The sequence below is a fragment of the Desulfocucumis palustris genome, assembly GCF_002933875.1.
Classification (GTDB): Bacteria; Bacillota; Desulfotomaculia; order Desulfotomaculales; family Desulfocucumaceae; genus Desulfocucumis; species Desulfocucumis palustris.
In genome coordinates, this window is the sequence record NZ_BFAV01000121.1 from 14385 (window position 1) to 31874 (window position 17490).

A 17490-nucleotide genomic window follows, 5' to 3' on the forward strand; every position below is an offset into this window, starting at 1 on the left:
TACTAAAATTGCTTTAATATACCATAATTTATTGACATTTCCATTAATATAGTATAGGTTAATCTGATGCAGATAATACTTAGGTTCATGAAAGGTGAATGAAAGTATGTCTCTCCCCAGAATCCTTATCTTTTTTATGCTGGTTAACCTGCCGCTGGCCCTTGGTATATATATGGGCACATCCGTAATCCCCGGATATTTAAACTCACACCGGGAAAATATCATTCAGTCCAATTACTTCCTGGCTCAAAACAGTAAAATAACCCTGAATGAAAAAGAAACAGCTACAGCGCGGCAGTGCAGTGCAATAATGGAAGAAAGCTTAAACGACTTTCGCCTGGGTATAAAAGATTTAGGGCAATCGGCTTATGCGGAATACCATCAGATAAAGCTGGAAAATCCGGAGGCATCTCCTTATATTCTGGCAGGGAAGTATATGAACAAATTCAATAATTTTGAAAAAAGCTGCGATTCCAAGATGCACAGCCGGCTGGACGCCATCGCGGCAGCTATTCAGAACGACCGGGGCGGGTTGAATTTGGTGGAGCAGGCCAGATACGCGTACACGGAAGAAAAAAAGGTGATTAAAAAGGAATTTTATCGGGAAGGTATGCGGTTGATAAATAAAAATTAGCTCTTCACCGCCTGGTAAATTTGATTCAGCTCGGGCCGGCAATATCGAATGATACCGGCGCTTGGAGGAAATCCATTTCATTAGAATTGCTACTATAAATTGGGACTATAAGGTATAATGATTGTTCTCACTATCTAATGGCGCCTCTTCGGCTTGAAAAAGTTAGCGCTTTTATAAAGGAGAACACTTATATTATAGATGGTTAACCCCAATACAACTCCAGCGCAATCCCTTAGGAAATCCTCCGCCTGCATAGCCCTGCCCGGCACATACATCTGATGAATCTCATCTGAACAGGCGAAGGCGACACTAATAAAAAGCGCAAGTACAGAACTAATAAACATCCCCATACCTATGCTTCTTAATGCATTAACAACAATAATTACCAATATTATGTACACAAATATGTGCATATAATCACGCACTTTATTGTTGATCTCCCCAACATGATTTAGACTTGCAATGTCTATTTCCTTTACCTGTTTTGCTATATCAATAAACACCATAGTTACTTTTTTGCTTAAGCCATTTGATACCGGGGCAGGTTGCGATGAAAGAAAAAAAATAAATAACATCCACAGGAAAGCAGCAACCCATAAAAAAACAGTATACTTATTTCGTTGTTTTAAAAAATACCAATTACTTTTAATTTCAATCAATCCTTTTTGTAATTACCATATCTCTTTATTACAATACATTTTAAATTGACCAGGCGGAACCAGGATATTGATATCTTTAAAAACTAAAGCTATATCCCTACGCAAACACCATGTTGGAAGCACATCTTTTAATACAACTGCAGGGATTTAGTTGTTTTCAAAATATTTCAGCCTCATTCCGGTATTATTACCCGCTAATACTTGTTGCCCGTCTGACAATACCCGTGATGATTGTTGCCAGAGAGATTATTGCAAATATCGTTATCGTAGCGTCAATAAACAATATATTGGTAACCATTGCCATAGGGCTGTAAATATATAATACAATAACGTAAAATGTAGCCACCCAGTGACTCATACAGTAAGGACAACTTAATAATGAGCCCAGCTTCTCATTGCGCTTAATGACCCAATTGCGCAGAGGCGAAAAAACCTTGCTCTTTGTTATTGTCAGAGATATAGTCGAAACACACATTGCCAGCATTATTAAATTAAATATTTTGCAGGCCAATATTAATCATTCTCCTTAAATCAGGATAAGGAACCTTGATGCAGGTGGTATCAAAAGCGGTTAATGTTTATTCACTTACAAAAGATGCTGTTGCGGATGGCCCTCTGCAAAGGGTATTTGGCTGAGACAGGCTAAAGCATGGAACCGGCTGTCTTTTTTTTGAATTAATAAATGATAATTGCCTTGTTCCACAATCCGCCCCTGTTCCAATACAAAAATCTGGTCGGCATTCCTGATGGTAGAGATACGATGGGCGATAACCACTATGGTCAACCTGCCCCACAGGTTTTCGATAGCCTGTTGAATACGTTTTTCATTTTCCGAATCCAGTGAGCTTGTGGCTTCATCTAATATAAGAACCGATGGATTTCTTAACAGTGCTCTGGCCAGGACAATACGCTGCCGCTCTCCCCCGGACAGGCGCACCCCCCTGTCACCTACAATGGTATCAAGGCCATCCGGCAGGCCATTGACAAAGGAATCGGCCGAGGCTAAACACAAAGCGCCCCATATATCCTCCTCCGGGGAGTCCGGGCAAAACCATATCAGATTTTCCCTGATACTGGTGTTAAACAAAAAAGCATCCTGGGATACGTAACCTATGGAATTCCTCCAAGGGCGCAAATTTTCCGACAATGGTTTACCGTCAATCAAAATACATCCTTTTTGGGGGGTCAGTAAACCAATCAATAAATCCACTAAAGTGCTTTTACCTGCGCCGGAAACGCCAACAATGGCTGTGGTGGTACCGGCGGGAAGAACAAAATTGGCTTCTTTGACAGCGTAATTGGTACGCTCTGCGTCATAGCAAAAAGAAACATTGCAAAATTTCACTGTGCTCTTTAATTCCATACTGGAAAAATGTCCACCCTCAGGCAGGTTTTCCCGAACGGCTAAACATTGAGTTTCCAATTCCTTAGTCGCTCTGAAAGCAGGCAACATCATGTTTATATTTTGCAATCCCATTTGAATGGAAGAAAGTTTCGGCCAGAGGCGGGCCGAAATGACGGAAATCACTACGAACTCCTGAGGTTTCAGTTCAAATATCTCAATGGCGCTAAAAAAAAATAAACTTATGAACACAGCCGCTCCTACTTTGTACAACAAGTCTGTCTTGGTTCGGACTTTATTAAATCTACCAAGGTTTTGCCTGATCTTATCGCGGGTAGTGGTAAAGCTGTTTATCTGAGCTGACTCTACACCATAGCTTTTAATCTCTTTTATCCCGTTTAAATACTCTGTCAGAGTAAAGAATAAATTGCGATTTAAATCAGACATTTCTTTACCCATTCGACGGGATTCCTTAACAAAATTTTGTAAAAACGCAAATAGAACAACTGCGCCGGCCAGCACTAAACAAGTTAAGCCAGGCGCTATCATAAAAGCAATTACAATTTGTATTATTGTAATCAAAGCAGTAGTTATTAGCTGTAGAATATTGGTAATTCCCGCGTAGACCCGGGTTAATTCCGAAATCAAAACGTGCGTAATATCCGCCTTCTTCCTGGACACCAGAAACTGCCAGTCGGCATAGGCCACGGCCCGGAACAGCCTTACAGCTAAAAGATCGTTAAATGATTGCTGAATATCAAAATTTAGTATGGACTGGTAGCGTTGCAATAAACAGTACCCAAAACAAATGCCCGTATATAAAACCAATACAACCGGCAAGCTTAACACCACACCAATGTTTTGAAAAAATTGATTCAACCAGGAGGTTACTCCGCTACTTACCTGCATACCGGGAATAATTCCGGCCACAATTAATAAAGGTATAATCATTAATACTCCTACACCTTCCAACAGGCCAAGAACAGCCATCAGCAGCACGTTAACCACGATCTTAATTCGGGAAAAATTATATAACTCCCTGATATATATAAATAGTATCCCCAAAATATTAATACCCCGCTCTATATATTCGCTGATCTCCAGAAATATTAAATCGAAGAAGCAGCAATGTTTCCCATTGCATTCCCTGTTGTACTCCGCGTACCACTATCTTCATATTTTAAAAACCGGCTAAAAATAAGACTTCGAAGCAGCATGCGCAGGTTGGAGTCATCTGCGGCGTCATCATTTAGCATATTAAATTTAATCAATTCGCTCTGAACTTTGGCAACGTCAAGATACTCCCGCTCAGCATCCCGACGGCCGATGTTCCTTATCTCGTCAGTCAGTTCATGCCAAAAGGGCTGCAGCCGCTGGGCCAAATCAGCGCTCTGTTTGCCTCGTACCGTATCGTTTAGACGAACTTTATCCGGTAAAATACCAGCCATAGTCCGACGGAGTATAAACCGGTCCCTGCCGTTCCGCACATACTGGTCTTCCGGCAAGCTGAGACAAAACTCTATAACCCGCTTGTCCATAGTGGGGTCACGGGAAGCCATTCGATAGGCCAGGGCATGTTTGGTGGTAATGACTCCTCGGTGGCTAAAACCAGCCGGGCTGAGCAATTTTTGGCGTGTTTCGAAAGAATCCAATCTATTTATATATAACAGATCGTGCCCGAACCGGAGAAACCGTTCCGGTACAGCAGAACGACGGGCAAAATCCGGATTAATGGGTGATAGATCCTGCGTATTCTTGGACCAGTGGCGGTTCTCAAGCCAATATAAACTTTTTTGCATATTATAAGGTAACAGCGTCCAAAACAACTTTAGCATCGCCCTTATCGGACGGCGGTAACGCCTGGCAATGGTCCAGCTCTCATGGAACAGCCTGTGCCATTGCCCCGCCCGGAGCAGCGAAAGCAAATAGGGTGAAAAATCGCCCCAGGAAATTGTGGCATTACCTGCGGCTCCATTTAAAATAACACCAACATTTTGTTCCTGTGCAGCCGCCATAATACCGTCAACCCAGAATAAGTTCTCTAAAATCTTATAAGGTTGCTCCAGTATTGCAAATAGCCGGTCAGTATCGCTTAAAGAATGCTTGCCTTCAAACCGGCAGTAAGCCACATCAATATTTCCGGCATGTTCACTTACCGCCTCAATATATGGTGTCTCATCAGCCAGTTTATCGGTAGGCAGCCAGTCCCGGTAGCCGGACAACGGCACCGCGCTGAAGGCCAGAAGCCGCCGGCCACCCCTGGCTAATTCCCGGGCAGCCAGACAGGCCACAGAGGTGGAATCCAGCCCGCCGCTCATCATAACCCCCACCGGGCGGATGCTGCGCAGGCGGCAGCGCACCGCCTCAGCAAGGATCTCTCTCAAGGCTTCCTCGTATTCACCATCCGATTTCAATTTTAGTTCAGGCTGCCTTTCGACCTGCCAGTAAACCTGCTTCTTAACCCCATCAGGCCATACCGTCAGCGTATACCCGGCAGGCAACAGATAAATATTCTTATATAAGGTGAGTTCGGGGTCCAATTGATGCTTTACCGAAGGTATGGCCAGAAAATCAGCAATCCAGGTTTCATTATGCTCCCTGGCAATCTCCGGCAGAACGAACAACGGCCTGAGCAAGGTGGAAAAGGCGAAGTGTCTTGCAGACAGGTAATAGTAAAAAGCCCTCGCCCCTGTGGGATCCACAACACAAAACATTTGCTGCCTCTTGCAGTCCCAAATAACGAAGGCAAAATCGCCCACAAGGTATTTCGGGCAGTCCTGGCCCCATTTCCCATAGGCCTGTAAAATCAAATGACTATCAGTCATGATATTTCGATTTGAATTGCTGATACCCAACTTATCACATAGCTCGGCCCGGTTATCGATTATGGCGTCTGCCGTAATCGATAAACCGGATAGCCCATCATGGTAAGGAAGTATTTCCCTCACCGACTCTGGAGTAATATGCTGGGCATGGCAGCCCAGGAACACATGTCCTTCCTGCCAAATCCCTGCAGCATCCGCATGGTAGATATCCATCTCCCGCATCATGGCCCTGCCTATTTCCGGCGTAACAGGTTTACCTTCATAATGGTAAATGCCACATATGGCGCTCATATCTTTTTCCACCATCTTTGTAAATATACTTAATTATCATGCTTACAGATTGTTCCCAAGGTGAGCGCAGGTTGCCATCATCACACCACATTTGCCAATGCTATTCACAGGCTTAAACCTTCCTAATATTAAATGTCACAAAAAAAGAAGGGTGAGAGCCGGGTGCCTAAAAAGCTAGAGACCTTTAACTTTCACCACCATATACCTTTATTTCTTGGCCAGTTGGAACAATAGCCAGAAATACGCTGTTTTCTCCGGGGGATTTCTTTGTTAAGAACTCATGCTACCAGCTATACTTTAAAGCTGACAAGTAAATTAAACGTTTATTGCAGCTCTATGAACAACCTACACATGGTTGCTTTTCCCCTAAGATATCCGCATCAATATTATCTGTGATCCAATCGTGCTGACAACCTATCTTATTAGACGGCATCTCTGTCATCTTAATTTCAATCTCGGTTATTTGCGGCTCGAACCATGGTAGTTTTTCCATTATTTCACCCCCCTAATTAGATTCCCCGTATCCCCCATCATCGGCAAATTTGCCAACCGCAGCAAACCGTTCCCGGCCCTGGCTCCCGGTTATTATCATCTCACCGCATCTTAACCAAGCATGGGCTACAAGACTTTTTCCCTCATCCCTGCCTACTCCCAGATAAAGCGTATTATTTATACCACGCCGCCGGAGCATGATCTTACCGACAATGGCCTGGACCAGGCATTTGCTTTCCCATGGTGTATAGCGGCTCACCGTTTCAACTACCCGGCCAATCCGTCCGGCTGTTTCGAGTTTGATAATATCTTCTTTCATTGCTGATTCCCGGATATTCTTCCCCAAAACCGGAGCCAGCCAGCGAAAAGGCAGCAATAGGATAGTCAACCGCACAAACCCTGTCAGGCAGAAAGCTTCCATGAACAAACTCCATTCCCGCCAGGACAAAGAAAATAATTTTTTTACCGGTCTAAACAATCGCAACAAGTCCCCGGGCATAAAGTTTACTTAAATATGTCAACACATCCTGCCGACAGTTTTTTTCTTCCACATCATATTCCTTTAAAAGTACCGCCACCATCTCCTGAACCGTAAGTGGCTTTTCGAGCAGTTCCCAGATGCGGCTGCCGACGCGATTCAATCCGAAATATTTGCCTTTTTCAATATTCAGCATGACCTTTTCTCCATCCATATCAGCAGCCACAAGCCCTGTGGCCTGGGCGACAATGGTATGAGGACCGATTTCTTTTGGTAAAGCCATTTATAGCCCTCCCTTCTCTGAGGCCTGGTGTTATATCATCCTGCCGGCAAACAGCCGTGTCATATCCTGCTGCACCACATGCACCTGTTCTTCCAGGGAAAACACTCCTTCCGGTCTGGTCAGGCGGGAAACGGCAACCTGCCTGGCTATGGCCACGCACAGTTTAAGATGAGCCGCTTTTAGACCAAGTCCGTCAATCAACCAGGGTCTATAGGTGTGACTTATTAACACCGCCAGTTTGTCCATACCCGAAAGAGGCTTAAGAGTCACATTCCTGCACATTTCCGCTCCTATTTCATATATGGCAACCAGTGGAGCAGATGATTGCCAAAATCCCTTATGTACCGGTACGGCAAACTTATCTCGATTAAGCCTGCTATAAAAAGGAGTAAGAGAAGCGGTATCGATCCCTATGGTATCAGCACTGTCCCGCCACAGTTTCTGCTGGGGGTAGGCGGAGAGCCCCCGGGCAACGCCATCCGCATCCACGCTCACTGCCGCCACATCATCTGTTAAAAAAGAATATCCCCTTTCCCTGAAGGCAGCTAACAATGTCGATTTACCGGCACCGGATACGCCTGTAAAAACAACACAGCAACTATTGCTAACCACAGCACTGCCGTGAATGGGAAGCATCCCCCGCTGCATAAGCAGTGAGCCGAAGGCTGTCCCCAGGAGAAAGAGCCTTACTGAAATTTCTTCCGCCTGTTCTGCCGGCTCCACAACGATACGGTTTCCATTGGTCACGTAATAACAGCCCACTCCAGAAACCTTAAATAGAAAATGGTTTTTCGACACCTGGTAACTCTCGGTTTTTTCAATAGCATCGGCAATACCGGCCGGCACCCCGCCAATACTGATAATAGCCTCCGGCGGTTCATGGGTATTAACCGCCATCAAAAGCTCCGGCAATAAAATATCAGACGCAACGTGGAGGCCAAAAACTTTATAGCGGTATCTACCGAGACTTTTACCTGATTCATTATGCCGGCATTCATGACTATAATAGTTTTTTTGATTTTCCAGTGGCATATTGGATATCTCCTGACATGGTACATGATGTAACAGTCCGTTTGGCTGTTTTATATACTCCCGGTCAATACCTATAGTATTCCTTAAACCAATTGGCGAACCTCATCAAACCATCCTCAATGCCCGTGCCCGGCTTGAATCCGATAGCCCGCTCCAGTCTGGAAGTTGAAGCGTAAGTCCTGGGAACATCGCCCATCTGCATTGGCAGGTATACCTTCTCCGCCACTACACTTTTGCCGGTGGCCTTGCTCAGTGCCATTTCCAAAGTTTCAATGAAATGCATAAGCCGCTCCGGTTTGTTGTTGCCGATATTATATATCTTGTGCCGCACTCCCTCTTCATCGTCAGGTGGATTGCACAATAGCCTCTCCACTCCTGTTACGATATCGTCAATGTATGTGAAATCCCGGTACATATCACCATGATTAAAAATTTTAATCGGCTCTCCGTTCATTATCTTCCGGCTGAAAGAAAAATAAGCCATGTCAGGGCGACCCATAGGGCCATATACGGTGAAGAACCTTAAACCGGTAGCGGGTATCTTATAAAGATGGCTGTATGTGTAAGCCATCAACTCATTTGATTTTTTTGTGGCGGCGTAAAGCGAAACAGGATTGTCTACGAAATCTTCCTCTGAAAACGGGACTTTTTTATTGGCGCCGTAGACCGAGCTTGATGAGGCGTAGACAAGATGTTCGACACCTTTATAATCACTATTTATCGCATCATATGAATGTCGACAGGATTCCAATATATTTAAGAATCCTATGGTATTACTTTGGATATAAGCATCGGGATTTTCTATACTGTAGCGCACTCCCGCCTGTGCAGCCAGATTCACTACAATATTGGGCTTGTACTCGCTGAATACAGGGTTAATAACCTCCTTGTCCGAAATGTCACCTTTGATAAATATGAATTTACCATTGCTACTATCTGTTTTCTTAAGCTCCTCAAGCCTTGTGTATTTCAAAGCCACATCATAATAGTTATTCATATTATCAATGCCAATTACCCGGCAGCCACACTCCAGCAGCCGCTTGGCCAGAAAATACCCGATAAACCCTGCCGCCCCGGTGATTAAATATGTCTTTGTTTTATCTATATATTTGCAATCTGGTTGCATGAAAATAGCCCTCTCCTCTAAAATATCTTTCTTAGGCAATATATAGACGGTGATTTGTGATGTGTGGGTTGCTATACTTTCCAGCCATATTTCCCCCCACAGCCGCTCTGCCGATGGAATAATACTCCACTCCTGCAGCCTTCATCTCTTCGATTTCATATATATTCCTGCCGTCATATACCAGCGGCGTTCTCATAAGCCTTTTATAGACTTCGGGCTTAACCGCCTTAACCTCGCTCCATTCCGTGAAGATGAAGCATACACTTGCGCCATCCAACGCTTCCTCCGGGTTCTCCGCATACTTAATATAATAATCGCCCTCCTGATACAGCTTCCTGAAATTGTCACTGCCCGCAGGGTCATAAGCGTATACTTCCGCCCCCTGCTCCAATAGCAGCGGAACATTTTCAAGGGACGGCGCCTCTCTTAAATCGTCAGTTCCGGGCTTGAAGGTGAGACCCAACACCGCCACTTTCAGCCCGTTAAAAGTTATTAGCCTTTGATTTGCCTTTTTGAATAATATAGTCCTCTGGTCATTATTCACCGCAATGGCGGCCTTTACCGTCCGAAGCTCATAGCCGTTCTGCCTTGCGAGGTAATCCAGCGCCTTGGTATCTTTAGGAAAGCAACTCCCGCCGTAACCGATACCGGCATTTAAGAATTTACCGCCAATACGCTCATCAAATGACATTCCCCGTGCTACTTCATGTATATCCGCACCTACCAGTTCACAGAGGTTGGCGATATCGTTCATATAAGATATTTTTAACGCCAGGAAATCATTGGAAGCATATTTAATCATCTCCGCCGATCTCCTGCTTACCGATACAATCGGAATATTAAACGGCTCATATATCTTCATAAGCATCTCTTCAGCCCATTTGGACTCCGTGCCGATGATTATTCTCGCCGCCTCCAGGGTATCGCGCACCGCCGTGCCCTGGGCCAGAAATTCCGGATTGCTTGCCACCTCTACCTTAACGTCATTTACCAGGAAATCGTGAATAAACTGCTCCACTTTGTCGTTTGTACCCACAGGAACTGTTGATTTTACCACCACAAGGCAATTCTTTTCTATAGTTTCCGCGATTTGCCTGGCGACGGCAGCTATGTAGGACAGGTTGGCGGAACCATCGTGCTGCTCGGGAGTGCCCACACCGATAAAAATGGCGTCTGCGTCTTTGTATGCTTGGATATAGTCTGTAGTATAATTAAGTTTGCCGGCAGCATAATTTTTCCTCATTAACTCCTCCAATCCGGCCTCATAGATAGGAGAAATGCCCTGCTTCAGTATATTGATTTTTTGTTCATCAATATCGACACAGGTGATCCGGTGTCCCACTTCGGCGAAACATACACCTGCAACTAGACCTACATAGCCTGTTCCTGCTACTGAGATTTTATAGGAAGTGCTAGAGCTGCTTATATTGGTGTTCATAGTATCTGTCCCTCGCTTTGGGGTAAAAATATACAAAAAACCGGCCTTCTATCAGATAGATTAACATTAAATCATATCCAACTCTCTTATTAAGTCCATACGTTTTTTGACTATATCGTTTATTGCTTCGGGGCTTTGATATTCAATATAATGCTTAATATTTTTTTTCTTTTTAATTACATCCAAAATAAAATTTAATAAGCGGTGCAACCAAGCAATAAATAAGAGCAGTTTGTACTTTTTTGCACATGGATACCTTGTTATCATATTAATCCTGTTGGGGAATATACTTTTTATAATATTAGGTCTCATCCAACTATTTATATAACGTTCATAATTCCCTCGCTTAAATCTATTAAATCGTTCTTTAGTGTAGATTTTGTAGAATTCTCCTCTTTCCACTTCATTTTTACCATAAATCCCTCCCATTTCCATATCAATAAGGATTTTTTGCATTATATTGTCATTATATTTACTTTTGGGAAGCTCATTTTTGTCAAACCCAAGGTAATCTATACCTATACCAATAGCGTTATTCATAAATTTATCATATTTTAAATATTTGAGTAATTTATCATACCTATCCCAATCAATTTTGTTTTTATAATAACTCATATACAACAGAACATCCATTAACTGCCTTATCCCTACTCCTTTGTGCAAAAAATGCTTAATTAAATGAAGCGTAATAAAAATCAATCCGTCATTTATACCAAGCGTTGAAATATAATTACCTTGACTAGTCTTTATTTGTCTGTAGGCTTCAATATTCAAGGTCTTTTTATCAAACCATACATCTTCAAATAATTCATCGTATAATTGAAGATGCAATTCAATTACTCCTGCAAGAGAATGATAACAGCAAACGTGATAAGAAGTTGGATAGCGGGGTTCAACCTCAAATAAGCATTGTTTTAAAACATTGACTGTTTTCTTTTCTAAGTTTTTGTCTATTAATATATCAGTGTCACTGGATATCCTGCAAATGGGATTATGATATAACTCGGCAAGAACTTCACCTTTCAACACGCAACATTTAATACCTTTTTGCTCCAGCACACGAACGATATCGTTCACTGCTTTGTTTCTTTGGGTAGCTTTTATTGCTTGAATCACAATTTTTTGATGCCACTTATCAAATATTTTTTTATCCACAATAAGCTCGTCTTGATCATATAGCTTTTTCAATGCAAGATATGTTGTCTGCCATATACCCTGGGACATTGCCAAGCTATATATCTTAGAAACATCAATATCATGTATTAGAACAGGCTTATTCCCTCTAACACCACATGAAAATAAATATATTGCATCATAAAAAGCCTGACTCACAAAACCGCACCCCACTAATCCTCCACTATGCCCTGTCGCATCTTACTTCCCTCAAACCATCCTATCAATAATACCCCTTGACCACCTTCATATCAGGTTTAATCTCCATAGACATGTATCGTAACGCCGGGGTGGCAATTTTCATACAACATGATAACCCGGGTCAACTGCCTGCAGTACCTGCTCTGTGGTGATACTTCCATACTAAAATTTAAACAAGTATAAAAAATTAATCATTCAAACCATTCTGGATGTTTTTTTTGTAAATAAGCTCGTTTTTGTTCTTGGGACATGTGTTTAGTCGGTACAAGATTAGCTTGAATTCTCTCAAGGTAACTTTCAAGATTTGAAATGGGTTTTGCCGGAACCCCTGCAACAATTGAATTAGAAGAAACATCCTTAGTAATCACACTGTAACCACCAATAATAACATTATCCCCAATTGTAATTCCAGGCATTATTAATGAATTAATTCCGATCATCACATTATTTCCAACAGTAATTGGTTTAAATGAATCATACTTATTTAATTCCGGATCAAGTCCTCGTGCCACCCAAATACCGCCATCATGACTTAAAAATTGCACACCAGCCGTTATATCAACATGATCTCCTATTTTTATCAACCAAGGTTCTGTTCCAAATACTTTCAAAGGATTAGCAAGTATCTGTCCTCCCCTACCAACTCTAACACCCAATTTTCTAGCGTATGCTGTTCTATCTCTTTCTATATAACAGTAATATACCATTTCTATATACTTCTTCAATAAATTCAAATATTTTACCTTCATTGAAGATAGAACCTCCCAGCAGGAATAAATTAAGCGGCGCTATGTAGGCTGGCACAGACTCCTGTTAATAATGCGGGTCTTACAGGAGATAGTAAGCACGTTCTGGATCACCGTGCCGATAATGATGCCGTAAATACCTAGAATATTCACCAGCAGGAACGAGATGATCAGATACACGATATTAGAGCCAAGGATAATGAAGAAATCCTCCCTCACCTTACCCAGCGCCGCGAAGAAGGGATGAATCGCCACATAGGACAGGGTGTAATCGCTGATGAGCAAGAGGACGATGAACAGGATGACGTGCTGCGCGTATTCCGGCCCCAGGAAAACCCGGAAGCAGGGCTTGGCCACGATTCCGCACAGTACAGTCACCGGGAGCAAGACCTCAAGAATGATATTCCGTATTTTCAGCACCACGTGATAGGCATTGCGGTCCTCCTTTTGGGCGATCTGATCCGCCAGCTGTGGCATGATCGCTTGGGAGATGGGGGTGGTCAGCATGGAGAACACCTGGATGATCTGTTTGAAGACCTTGTAGATGGACACCAACTCCACGGAAATCTTGGAAATAATAAACACGTCGAAATATTTTATAGGAATATCCGCAGTGGAGCCGATGTTGGACCAGAGACTATAGCGTATGAACCCCGCACCCGCAGTGCCCAGTTTGCTTTTAACCACATTCCGCAGGCCCAGCCGCTTGGACACGATATAGACAGCGATGGCCAGCAGAGCGATGTGCTTGGTGATATCCACGCAGACGTAGAGGATAACAAAGCTTTTCAGGGTAACATTGCCGCATAGGGCGTAAATGCCCACCGCCGCCAGGCGCACGATTGCCAGGGCGATGGAGTGGATGGCTACCAGGTTGAACTTGTTGAACAGCCGGAGCACACCGGTGGGGGTGCCGCCGATATGGAACACGATCTCCAGAGAGAAAATCACTGCCAGCAAGATCAGGCTGGAGTCCCACTGCATCAGCCTACCCATGATGGGGATAGCAACCAGGGCCACTGTCAAACCGGCCGCGGCACCCACAATGTCGATGGTGAATCCGTATTTGATGATGGAGGCAAGGCGGCCTTCATCTTTATCCACCACAGCCTCGCTGCCGAACTTGATCACGCCCTGCCAGGACTGAAAGTTGACCAGGCTATCCACGATGGTCATATACTGCTGGGCCAGGACGAACAGGCCGTAATTGGTGTTGCCCAGCATATCGACCATGATGAGCAGGGTGATTAGGTTGATAGCGTTGGCACCGCCGGTACCCCATAGGCTGATGAAAATATTCTTAACGAGCTTGGACCAGAAGTCATTGGACATGACCATCCGGACAAGCTTACGGGGTGAATTAAATTCCAGTTTATTCACGATTTACTCTATGTTCCTCCCAAAGTTGCGGTGAACTCACGGTATTGCTTCAGGGTGACGCCGCGGTAATTTTGGGAGATAACGGAGAACAGCAACTCGATGCAGCCGAAGAGCTCATCCACACGCTGCTCCGTGGTGAAGGAGGTGTTGCCGCCGGGCATCATCTCCGAGGAGTGCAGCATGAACATCAAATAGTCCGTATCCTGCCTGCCGACGGTCTCGATCAGGCGCAGCATGCCCTTTTCCGAGAGGAACTTGTCTGGACGGAGCCACTGCTCCTTGCCCTTGAGGTAGTCCCGACACTCCCGCAGGAAATCATGAAGGGAAAAGACACGCTTTTTCTGGAAGCAGCGTATTTTTCGTATAGACATCGGGACCTCCAGAACGTTTTCATAGATATAATAGGGCTGTTCAGGCTCGGCACTGTAATCGCTCCCCGGCAGCCCAGTGCAACCCGGGCTGTTTGCCCAGTTCACATGGGGGGTGACCGAACAATCCACCAGGTAGCCGTATTTTTGTAGCAGAGCGAGATAGGTGTCGTTCAGAACCCAGCGCCCGCTGCGGTGGGAAACTATCTTTCGTTGGAAGGTGCCCTCCAGCAGATCCGTCATGACCTTGATCTTCTCCTCCATGATCTCCGGGGGATACTCGATCAGATAATCCCGTTCCTGATTTATTTTTTTCAGAGGGTACTCCGGCGGGCTGTACCAGGCGTGCAAGTGCATGCCCACTTCGCAGGCATCCTGCGCCAGCCGGTCCCTCATATATTCCACATAAAATAAGTCCTTTGCCATCTCGTAGTTGGTCAGCCACACGGGCTTGAAGCCGTACTTCTCGCAAAGATCCTGGAACCGGGGCAGATATCGAGCGTTCTCCGTAGAAATGCCATTGGACAGGTCCCACTGGTTATCACCCTCTGTGTCGATGGTTATTAGAAAATATTTATCCATGGCTGAGCCCGCTCCAATACTTCAGATACATGGCCTTTAGCCCGGCCGAGGCCTTCTTTACGTCGTACTCGGACAGGGGGCAGACGATGTCCTCTGCATAGCTATCGTCCAGAATGGCGGAAACCCATTCGTCCCGGGAGGCTTTCTCCCCCATGCGCCGGACATTGGGGGTAGCGACGGCCTCCGCCGGGATGCCAGCGGAAACCACGCAGCGGGTGCCAACTGCCTGGGCCTCCAGCGTCACCAGAGAGCAGGACTCGTGGACGGAGGGCAGAACAAATACGTCCAGCGCACAGTAAACGGTGGCCACGTCCTCCCGGTTGCCCAAAAAGATCACCCTGTCCGAAATATTTAGCGCATTTGCCTTATGCTCCAGCGTGGCGCGCTCCCCGCCGTCCCCGGCTAACACCAGCAGGGCGTTGCCCTTTTGGATGAGGACGCCGGCAAAGACGTCGAGAAGAAAGCTGTAATTTTTAATTTTGTTGAACCGGCCCACACTTCCGAGCACAAAGACATCCCTAGGCAAATATAACCGATCCCGGGCATCATCCCGGGAGATCCAGGCACGCTGAAATGCCTCTGTATCAATGCCGTTGCGGAGTATCTCATAGTTTCGGAAACCATATCGCTTTTTCGCCTTCTCCGCTTGCTCCTCCGTGATACACACAGGGACGAAATATCCCAGCCGTAGGCCATATTTTGCAATAAGCAGGTTCGTGCCCTGATATACGGCAGGGTCGCTGTGCAGAGTGTTGAAGCGGAGTGGGACCTGATTTTTCACAATAGGCAGCAAGGCATGCTTTAAAATAATTGTAATATGGGTATGAATAATGTCCGGTCGATAATCCCGGATTGCCCGGTCGATGGCTTTAACCTGGCTGCACCAGTTCTGACAAGCGCGGAGGATGGAATTTCGGAATCGGGAGCCGGTGCAATTTAGATACTCCACGTCCAAATGTTCTTTTTCCAAGCTCTGATCATAAAAGGAATCTTTTTTTTCCCCAATGACGACCAGCTTCAACTCTACGTCCGGGACATCCTTTAGGTTCCTGAGATAGTCCAGAACAAGGTGCTGTGCACCGCCCTGATTCATGGAGGAAATCAGGTGCATCACTTTTAACTTCATGCTCGTTTCACCTCGCAAAAAAGAAAGCTATTTCTCCAAGCCGAAGACGGCCAGACCACCCGATGAATCAGCCAGCCAAAGTGTGTCCGGCTCTGCTGGATCCCAGCCCAACGCTCCGGGAGAAACAATACTCCGTGCCGCCGATCAAGAGCACGAGATAACTCAGCACCATCACGTTGGGGCGCTGATAGATAGATGCCAAAAACAGCAGAACAAAGTAGATGCATCTACGGTTCTTCCATTTGCCGACCATGGGCAGGAACAGCAGCCCCAAGCTCAGATAGGCAAAGCCTATTATACCGTATTCGATGATCAAAGTTTTGTAGGACAGATTAGCGCCTCGGGTCAAGCTGTCCTTTGCCCCGGTACCCAGACCAAGCCACCGGTCCGCCGTCTGCATATAGCTGGAGAAGAAAGCCTCATAGACGTCGTCGGTCCGATTGTCACCCGCCAGGCCGTCACCCGTGATAGTGAAGCGGTATGCCAGTTCATCAATTACCGTGCTGACAGACCGCAGATAGGGCAGGAGAAACACCAGCAGAATCACCACGATCAAGATGATGACCAGGAAATCTTTCCGCCTTTCTGTGGCAGCACAGAGCACAATATAGCCCGCGCACAGGATGAAGAACGCCAGGGAGAAGGACAGGACGCCCGCTACCAGCAGAACGATATTCCCCTTTTTTCTTAGGTCGAACTGATCCGCAATGAGCAGCAGGGCCGCAAAGGTGCCCACCACGCCGGGTTCGTTAAAGGGGCCGCACAGTCGGCTGACGTACCCCCCCTCAAGGATATAAAACTGGCACAGCCGCAGGTAATAGTATCCGTGTTCGGCAATGTTCTGACTGTAGAAGTTGACCTGTTCAAACAGCCCCGTACCAAGTACCATCCGCATCCCATAGACTAGGATCCCGAAAAAAAGCAGCACGACCATGATCTTCCGAAAATAATGAAACACCTTCACCTTGTTGGAGGCGTCCAGCAGCAGAAACTCGAATATAAGCAGCATAGTAAACACGGTGACATAGAACTGGACTTGTCCGTAATATGTATGGACGGACCGGTAAATAAAATACCCCCCCACGAACAGGCAAGATAAAATATTCTGCTTACTCCACTGGAACGTCCTGAAAAAATACACCGCCGTGGCGTAAAAGAAGAGGATAACCATGATATTGATCACCGTGTTTCCTGCAGGACAGTATTGGGCCTGCCGGACGACGGGTGGGAAATCGAATATTACGACCATGGCGACTAGAAATAGCATAATTTTTTTGAGGTTGAAGTTGATGATGATATTCATATTGCTCCTTT

General features: G+C 45.3%; 17 protein-coding genes. 1 reads left to right on the plus strand and 16 read right to left on the minus strand.

What is annotated here, in order from left to right; translation table 11 throughout:
- Positions 1-106: 106 nt before the first annotated feature.
- Positions 107-634: a hypothetical protein gene (locus tag DCCM_RS09480; protein ID WP_104372155.1), complete on the plus strand. Its 528-nt coding sequence runs from the start codon at positions 107-109 to the stop codon at positions 632-634.
- A gap of 134 nt (positions 635-768) precedes the next feature.
- On the opposite strand, the gene DCCM_RS09485 is transcribed toward DCCM_RS09480, so the two are convergent.
- The 16 genes from DCCM_RS09485 to DCCM_RS09555 all read right to left on the minus strand — a co-directional run bounded on the left by DCCM_RS09485 (position 769) and on the right by DCCM_RS09555 (position 17479).
- A complete protein-coding gene (locus tag DCCM_RS09485) occupies positions 769-1293 on the minus strand; it encodes a VanZ family protein (protein WP_104372156.1) in 525 nt (174 codons plus the stop codon).
- 187 nt (positions 1294-1480) lie between these two features.
- Positions 1481-1777 (minus strand): DUF1360 domain-containing protein, encoded by a 297-nt coding sequence (locus DCCM_RS19730; RefSeq protein ID WP_373855435.1) that lies wholly within the window; start codon positions 1775-1777, stop codon positions 1481-1483.
- A 102-nt stretch (positions 1778-1879) separates the two neighbouring features.
- Positions 1880-3700 carry an ABC transporter ATP-binding protein gene (locus DCCM_RS09495; protein WP_104372158.1) on the minus strand — a complete coding sequence of 607 codons (1821 nt, stop codon included), beginning with the start codon at positions 3698-3700 and terminating at the stop codon, positions 1880-1882.
- A gap of 44 nt (positions 3701-3744) precedes the next feature.
- Positions 3745-5751: an asparagine synthase-related protein gene (locus DCCM_RS09500; protein WP_165792091.1), complete on the minus strand. Its 2007-nt coding sequence runs from the start codon at positions 5749-5751 to the stop codon at positions 3745-3747.
- Between the two features lie 334 nt (positions 5752-6085).
- Positions 6086-6244, minus strand: a complete 159-nt coding sequence (locus DCCM_RS18580; protein WP_165792092.1) for a hypothetical protein — start codon at positions 6242-6244, stop codon at positions 6086-6088.
- A gap of 12 nt (positions 6245-6256) precedes the next feature.
- Positions 6257-6664: a lasso peptide biosynthesis B2 protein gene (locus DCCM_RS09505; RefSeq protein ID WP_231702724.1), complete on the minus strand. Its 408-nt coding sequence runs from the start codon at positions 6662-6664 to the stop codon at positions 6257-6259.
- Between the two features lie 49 nt (positions 6665-6713).
- A complete protein-coding gene (locus DCCM_RS09510) occupies positions 6714-7004 on the minus strand; it encodes a lasso peptide biosynthesis PqqD family chaperone (protein ID WP_104372161.1) in 291 nt (96 codons plus the stop codon).
- A 30-nt stretch (positions 7005-7034) separates the two neighbouring features.
- Positions 7035-8036: a hypothetical protein gene (locus DCCM_RS09515; protein ID WP_104372162.1), complete on the minus strand. Its 1002-nt coding sequence runs from the start codon at positions 8034-8036 to the stop codon at positions 7035-7037.
- A 64-nt stretch (positions 8037-8100) separates the two neighbouring features.
- Positions 8101-9162 (minus strand): GDP-mannose 4,6-dehydratase, encoded by a 1062-nt coding sequence (locus tag DCCM_RS09520; RefSeq protein ID WP_104372163.1) that lies wholly within the window; start codon positions 9160-9162, stop codon positions 8101-8103.
- Between the two features lie 31 nt (positions 9163-9193).
- Positions 9194-10600 carry a UDP-glucose dehydrogenase family protein gene (locus DCCM_RS09525; RefSeq protein WP_104372164.1) on the minus strand — a complete coding sequence of 469 codons (1407 nt, stop codon included), beginning with the start codon at positions 10598-10600 and terminating at the stop codon, positions 9194-9196.
- Between the two features lie 66 nt (positions 10601-10666).
- Positions 10667-11932, minus strand: coding sequence for a nucleotidyltransferase domain-containing protein (locus tag DCCM_RS09530; protein ID WP_128739123.1), 1266 nt, complete (start codon positions 11930-11932; stop codon positions 10667-10669).
- A gap of 233 nt (positions 11933-12165) precedes the next feature.
- Positions 12166-12723, minus strand: a complete 558-nt coding sequence (locus DCCM_RS09535; RefSeq protein ID WP_104372166.1) for an acyltransferase — start codon at positions 12721-12723, stop codon at positions 12166-12168.
- A gap of 39 nt (positions 12724-12762) precedes the next feature.
- Positions 12763-14100 (minus strand): lipopolysaccharide biosynthesis protein, encoded by a 1338-nt coding sequence (locus DCCM_RS09540; RefSeq protein WP_104372167.1) that lies wholly within the window; start codon positions 14098-14100, stop codon positions 12763-12765.
- A gap of 8 nt (positions 14101-14108) precedes the next feature.
- Positions 14109-14894 (minus strand): polysaccharide deacetylase family protein, encoded by a 786-nt coding sequence (locus DCCM_RS09545; RefSeq protein ID WP_207655574.1) that lies wholly within the window; start codon positions 14892-14894, stop codon positions 14109-14111.
- Positions 14895-15042: 148 nt separating this feature from the next.
- Complete coding sequence (locus DCCM_RS09550) at positions 15043-16176, minus strand: glycosyltransferase (RefSeq protein WP_104372169.1); 1134 nt, start codon at positions 16174-16176, stop codon at positions 15043-15045.
- Positions 16177-16243: 67 nt separating this feature from the next.
- Positions 16244-17479 carry a hypothetical protein gene (locus tag DCCM_RS09555; RefSeq protein ID WP_128739124.1) on the minus strand — a complete coding sequence of 412 codons (1236 nt, stop codon included), beginning with the start codon at positions 17477-17479 and terminating at the stop codon, positions 16244-16246.
- Positions 17480-17490: the final 11 nt, after the last annotated feature.

Bases quoted from the DNA above. Each gene is read 5' to 3' on its own strand.
- DCCM_RS09500 (WP_165792091.1), bottom strand. From the start codon at position 5,751: ATGAGCGCCATATGTGGCATTTACCATTATGAAGGTAAACCTGTTACG.
- DCCM_RS18580 (WP_165792092.1), bottom strand. From the start codon at position 6,244: ATGGAAAAACTACCATGGTTCGAGCCGCAAATAACCGAGATTGAAATT.
- DCCM_RS09555 (WP_128739124.1), bottom strand. From the start codon at position 17,479: ATGAATATCATCATCAACTTCAACCTCAAAAAAATTATGCTATTTCTA.
- DCCM_RS09515 (WP_104372162.1), bottom strand. From the start codon at position 8,036: ATGCCACTGGAAAATCAAAAAAACTATTATAGTCATGAATGCCGGCAT.
- DCCM_RS09505 (WP_231702724.1), bottom strand. From the start codon at position 6,664: ATGGAAGCTTTCTGCCTGACAGGGTTTGTGCGGTTGACTATCCTATTG.
- DCCM_RS09525 (WP_104372164.1), bottom strand. From the start codon at position 10,600: ATGAACACCAATATAAGCAGCTCTAGCACTTCCTATAAAATCTCAGTA.
- DCCM_RS09545 (WP_207655574.1), bottom strand. From the start codon at position 14,894: ATGGCAAAGGACTTATTTTATGTGGAATATATGAGGGACCGGCTGGCG.
- DCCM_RS09510 (WP_104372161.1), bottom strand. From the start codon at position 7,004: ATGGCTTTACCAAAAGAAATCGGTCCTCATACCATTGTCGCCCAGGCC.
- DCCM_RS09535 (WP_104372166.1), bottom strand. From the start codon at position 12,723: ATGAAGGTAAAATATTTGAATTTATTGAAGAAGTATATAGAAATGGTA.
- DCCM_RS09520 (WP_104372163.1), bottom strand. From the start codon at position 9,162: ATGCAACCAGATTGCAAATATATAGATAAAACAAAGACATATTTAATC.
- DCCM_RS09480 (WP_104372155.1), top strand. From the start codon at position 107: ATGTCTCTCCCCAGAATCCTTATCTTTTTTATGCTGGTTAACCTGCCG.
- DCCM_RS09550 (WP_104372169.1), bottom strand. From the start codon at position 16,176: ATGAAGTTAAAAGTGATGCACCTGATTTCCTCCATGAATCAGGGCGGT.
- DCCM_RS19730 (WP_373855435.1), bottom strand. From the start codon at position 1,777: ATGCTGGCAATGTGTGTTTCGACTATATCTCTGACAATAACAAAGAGC.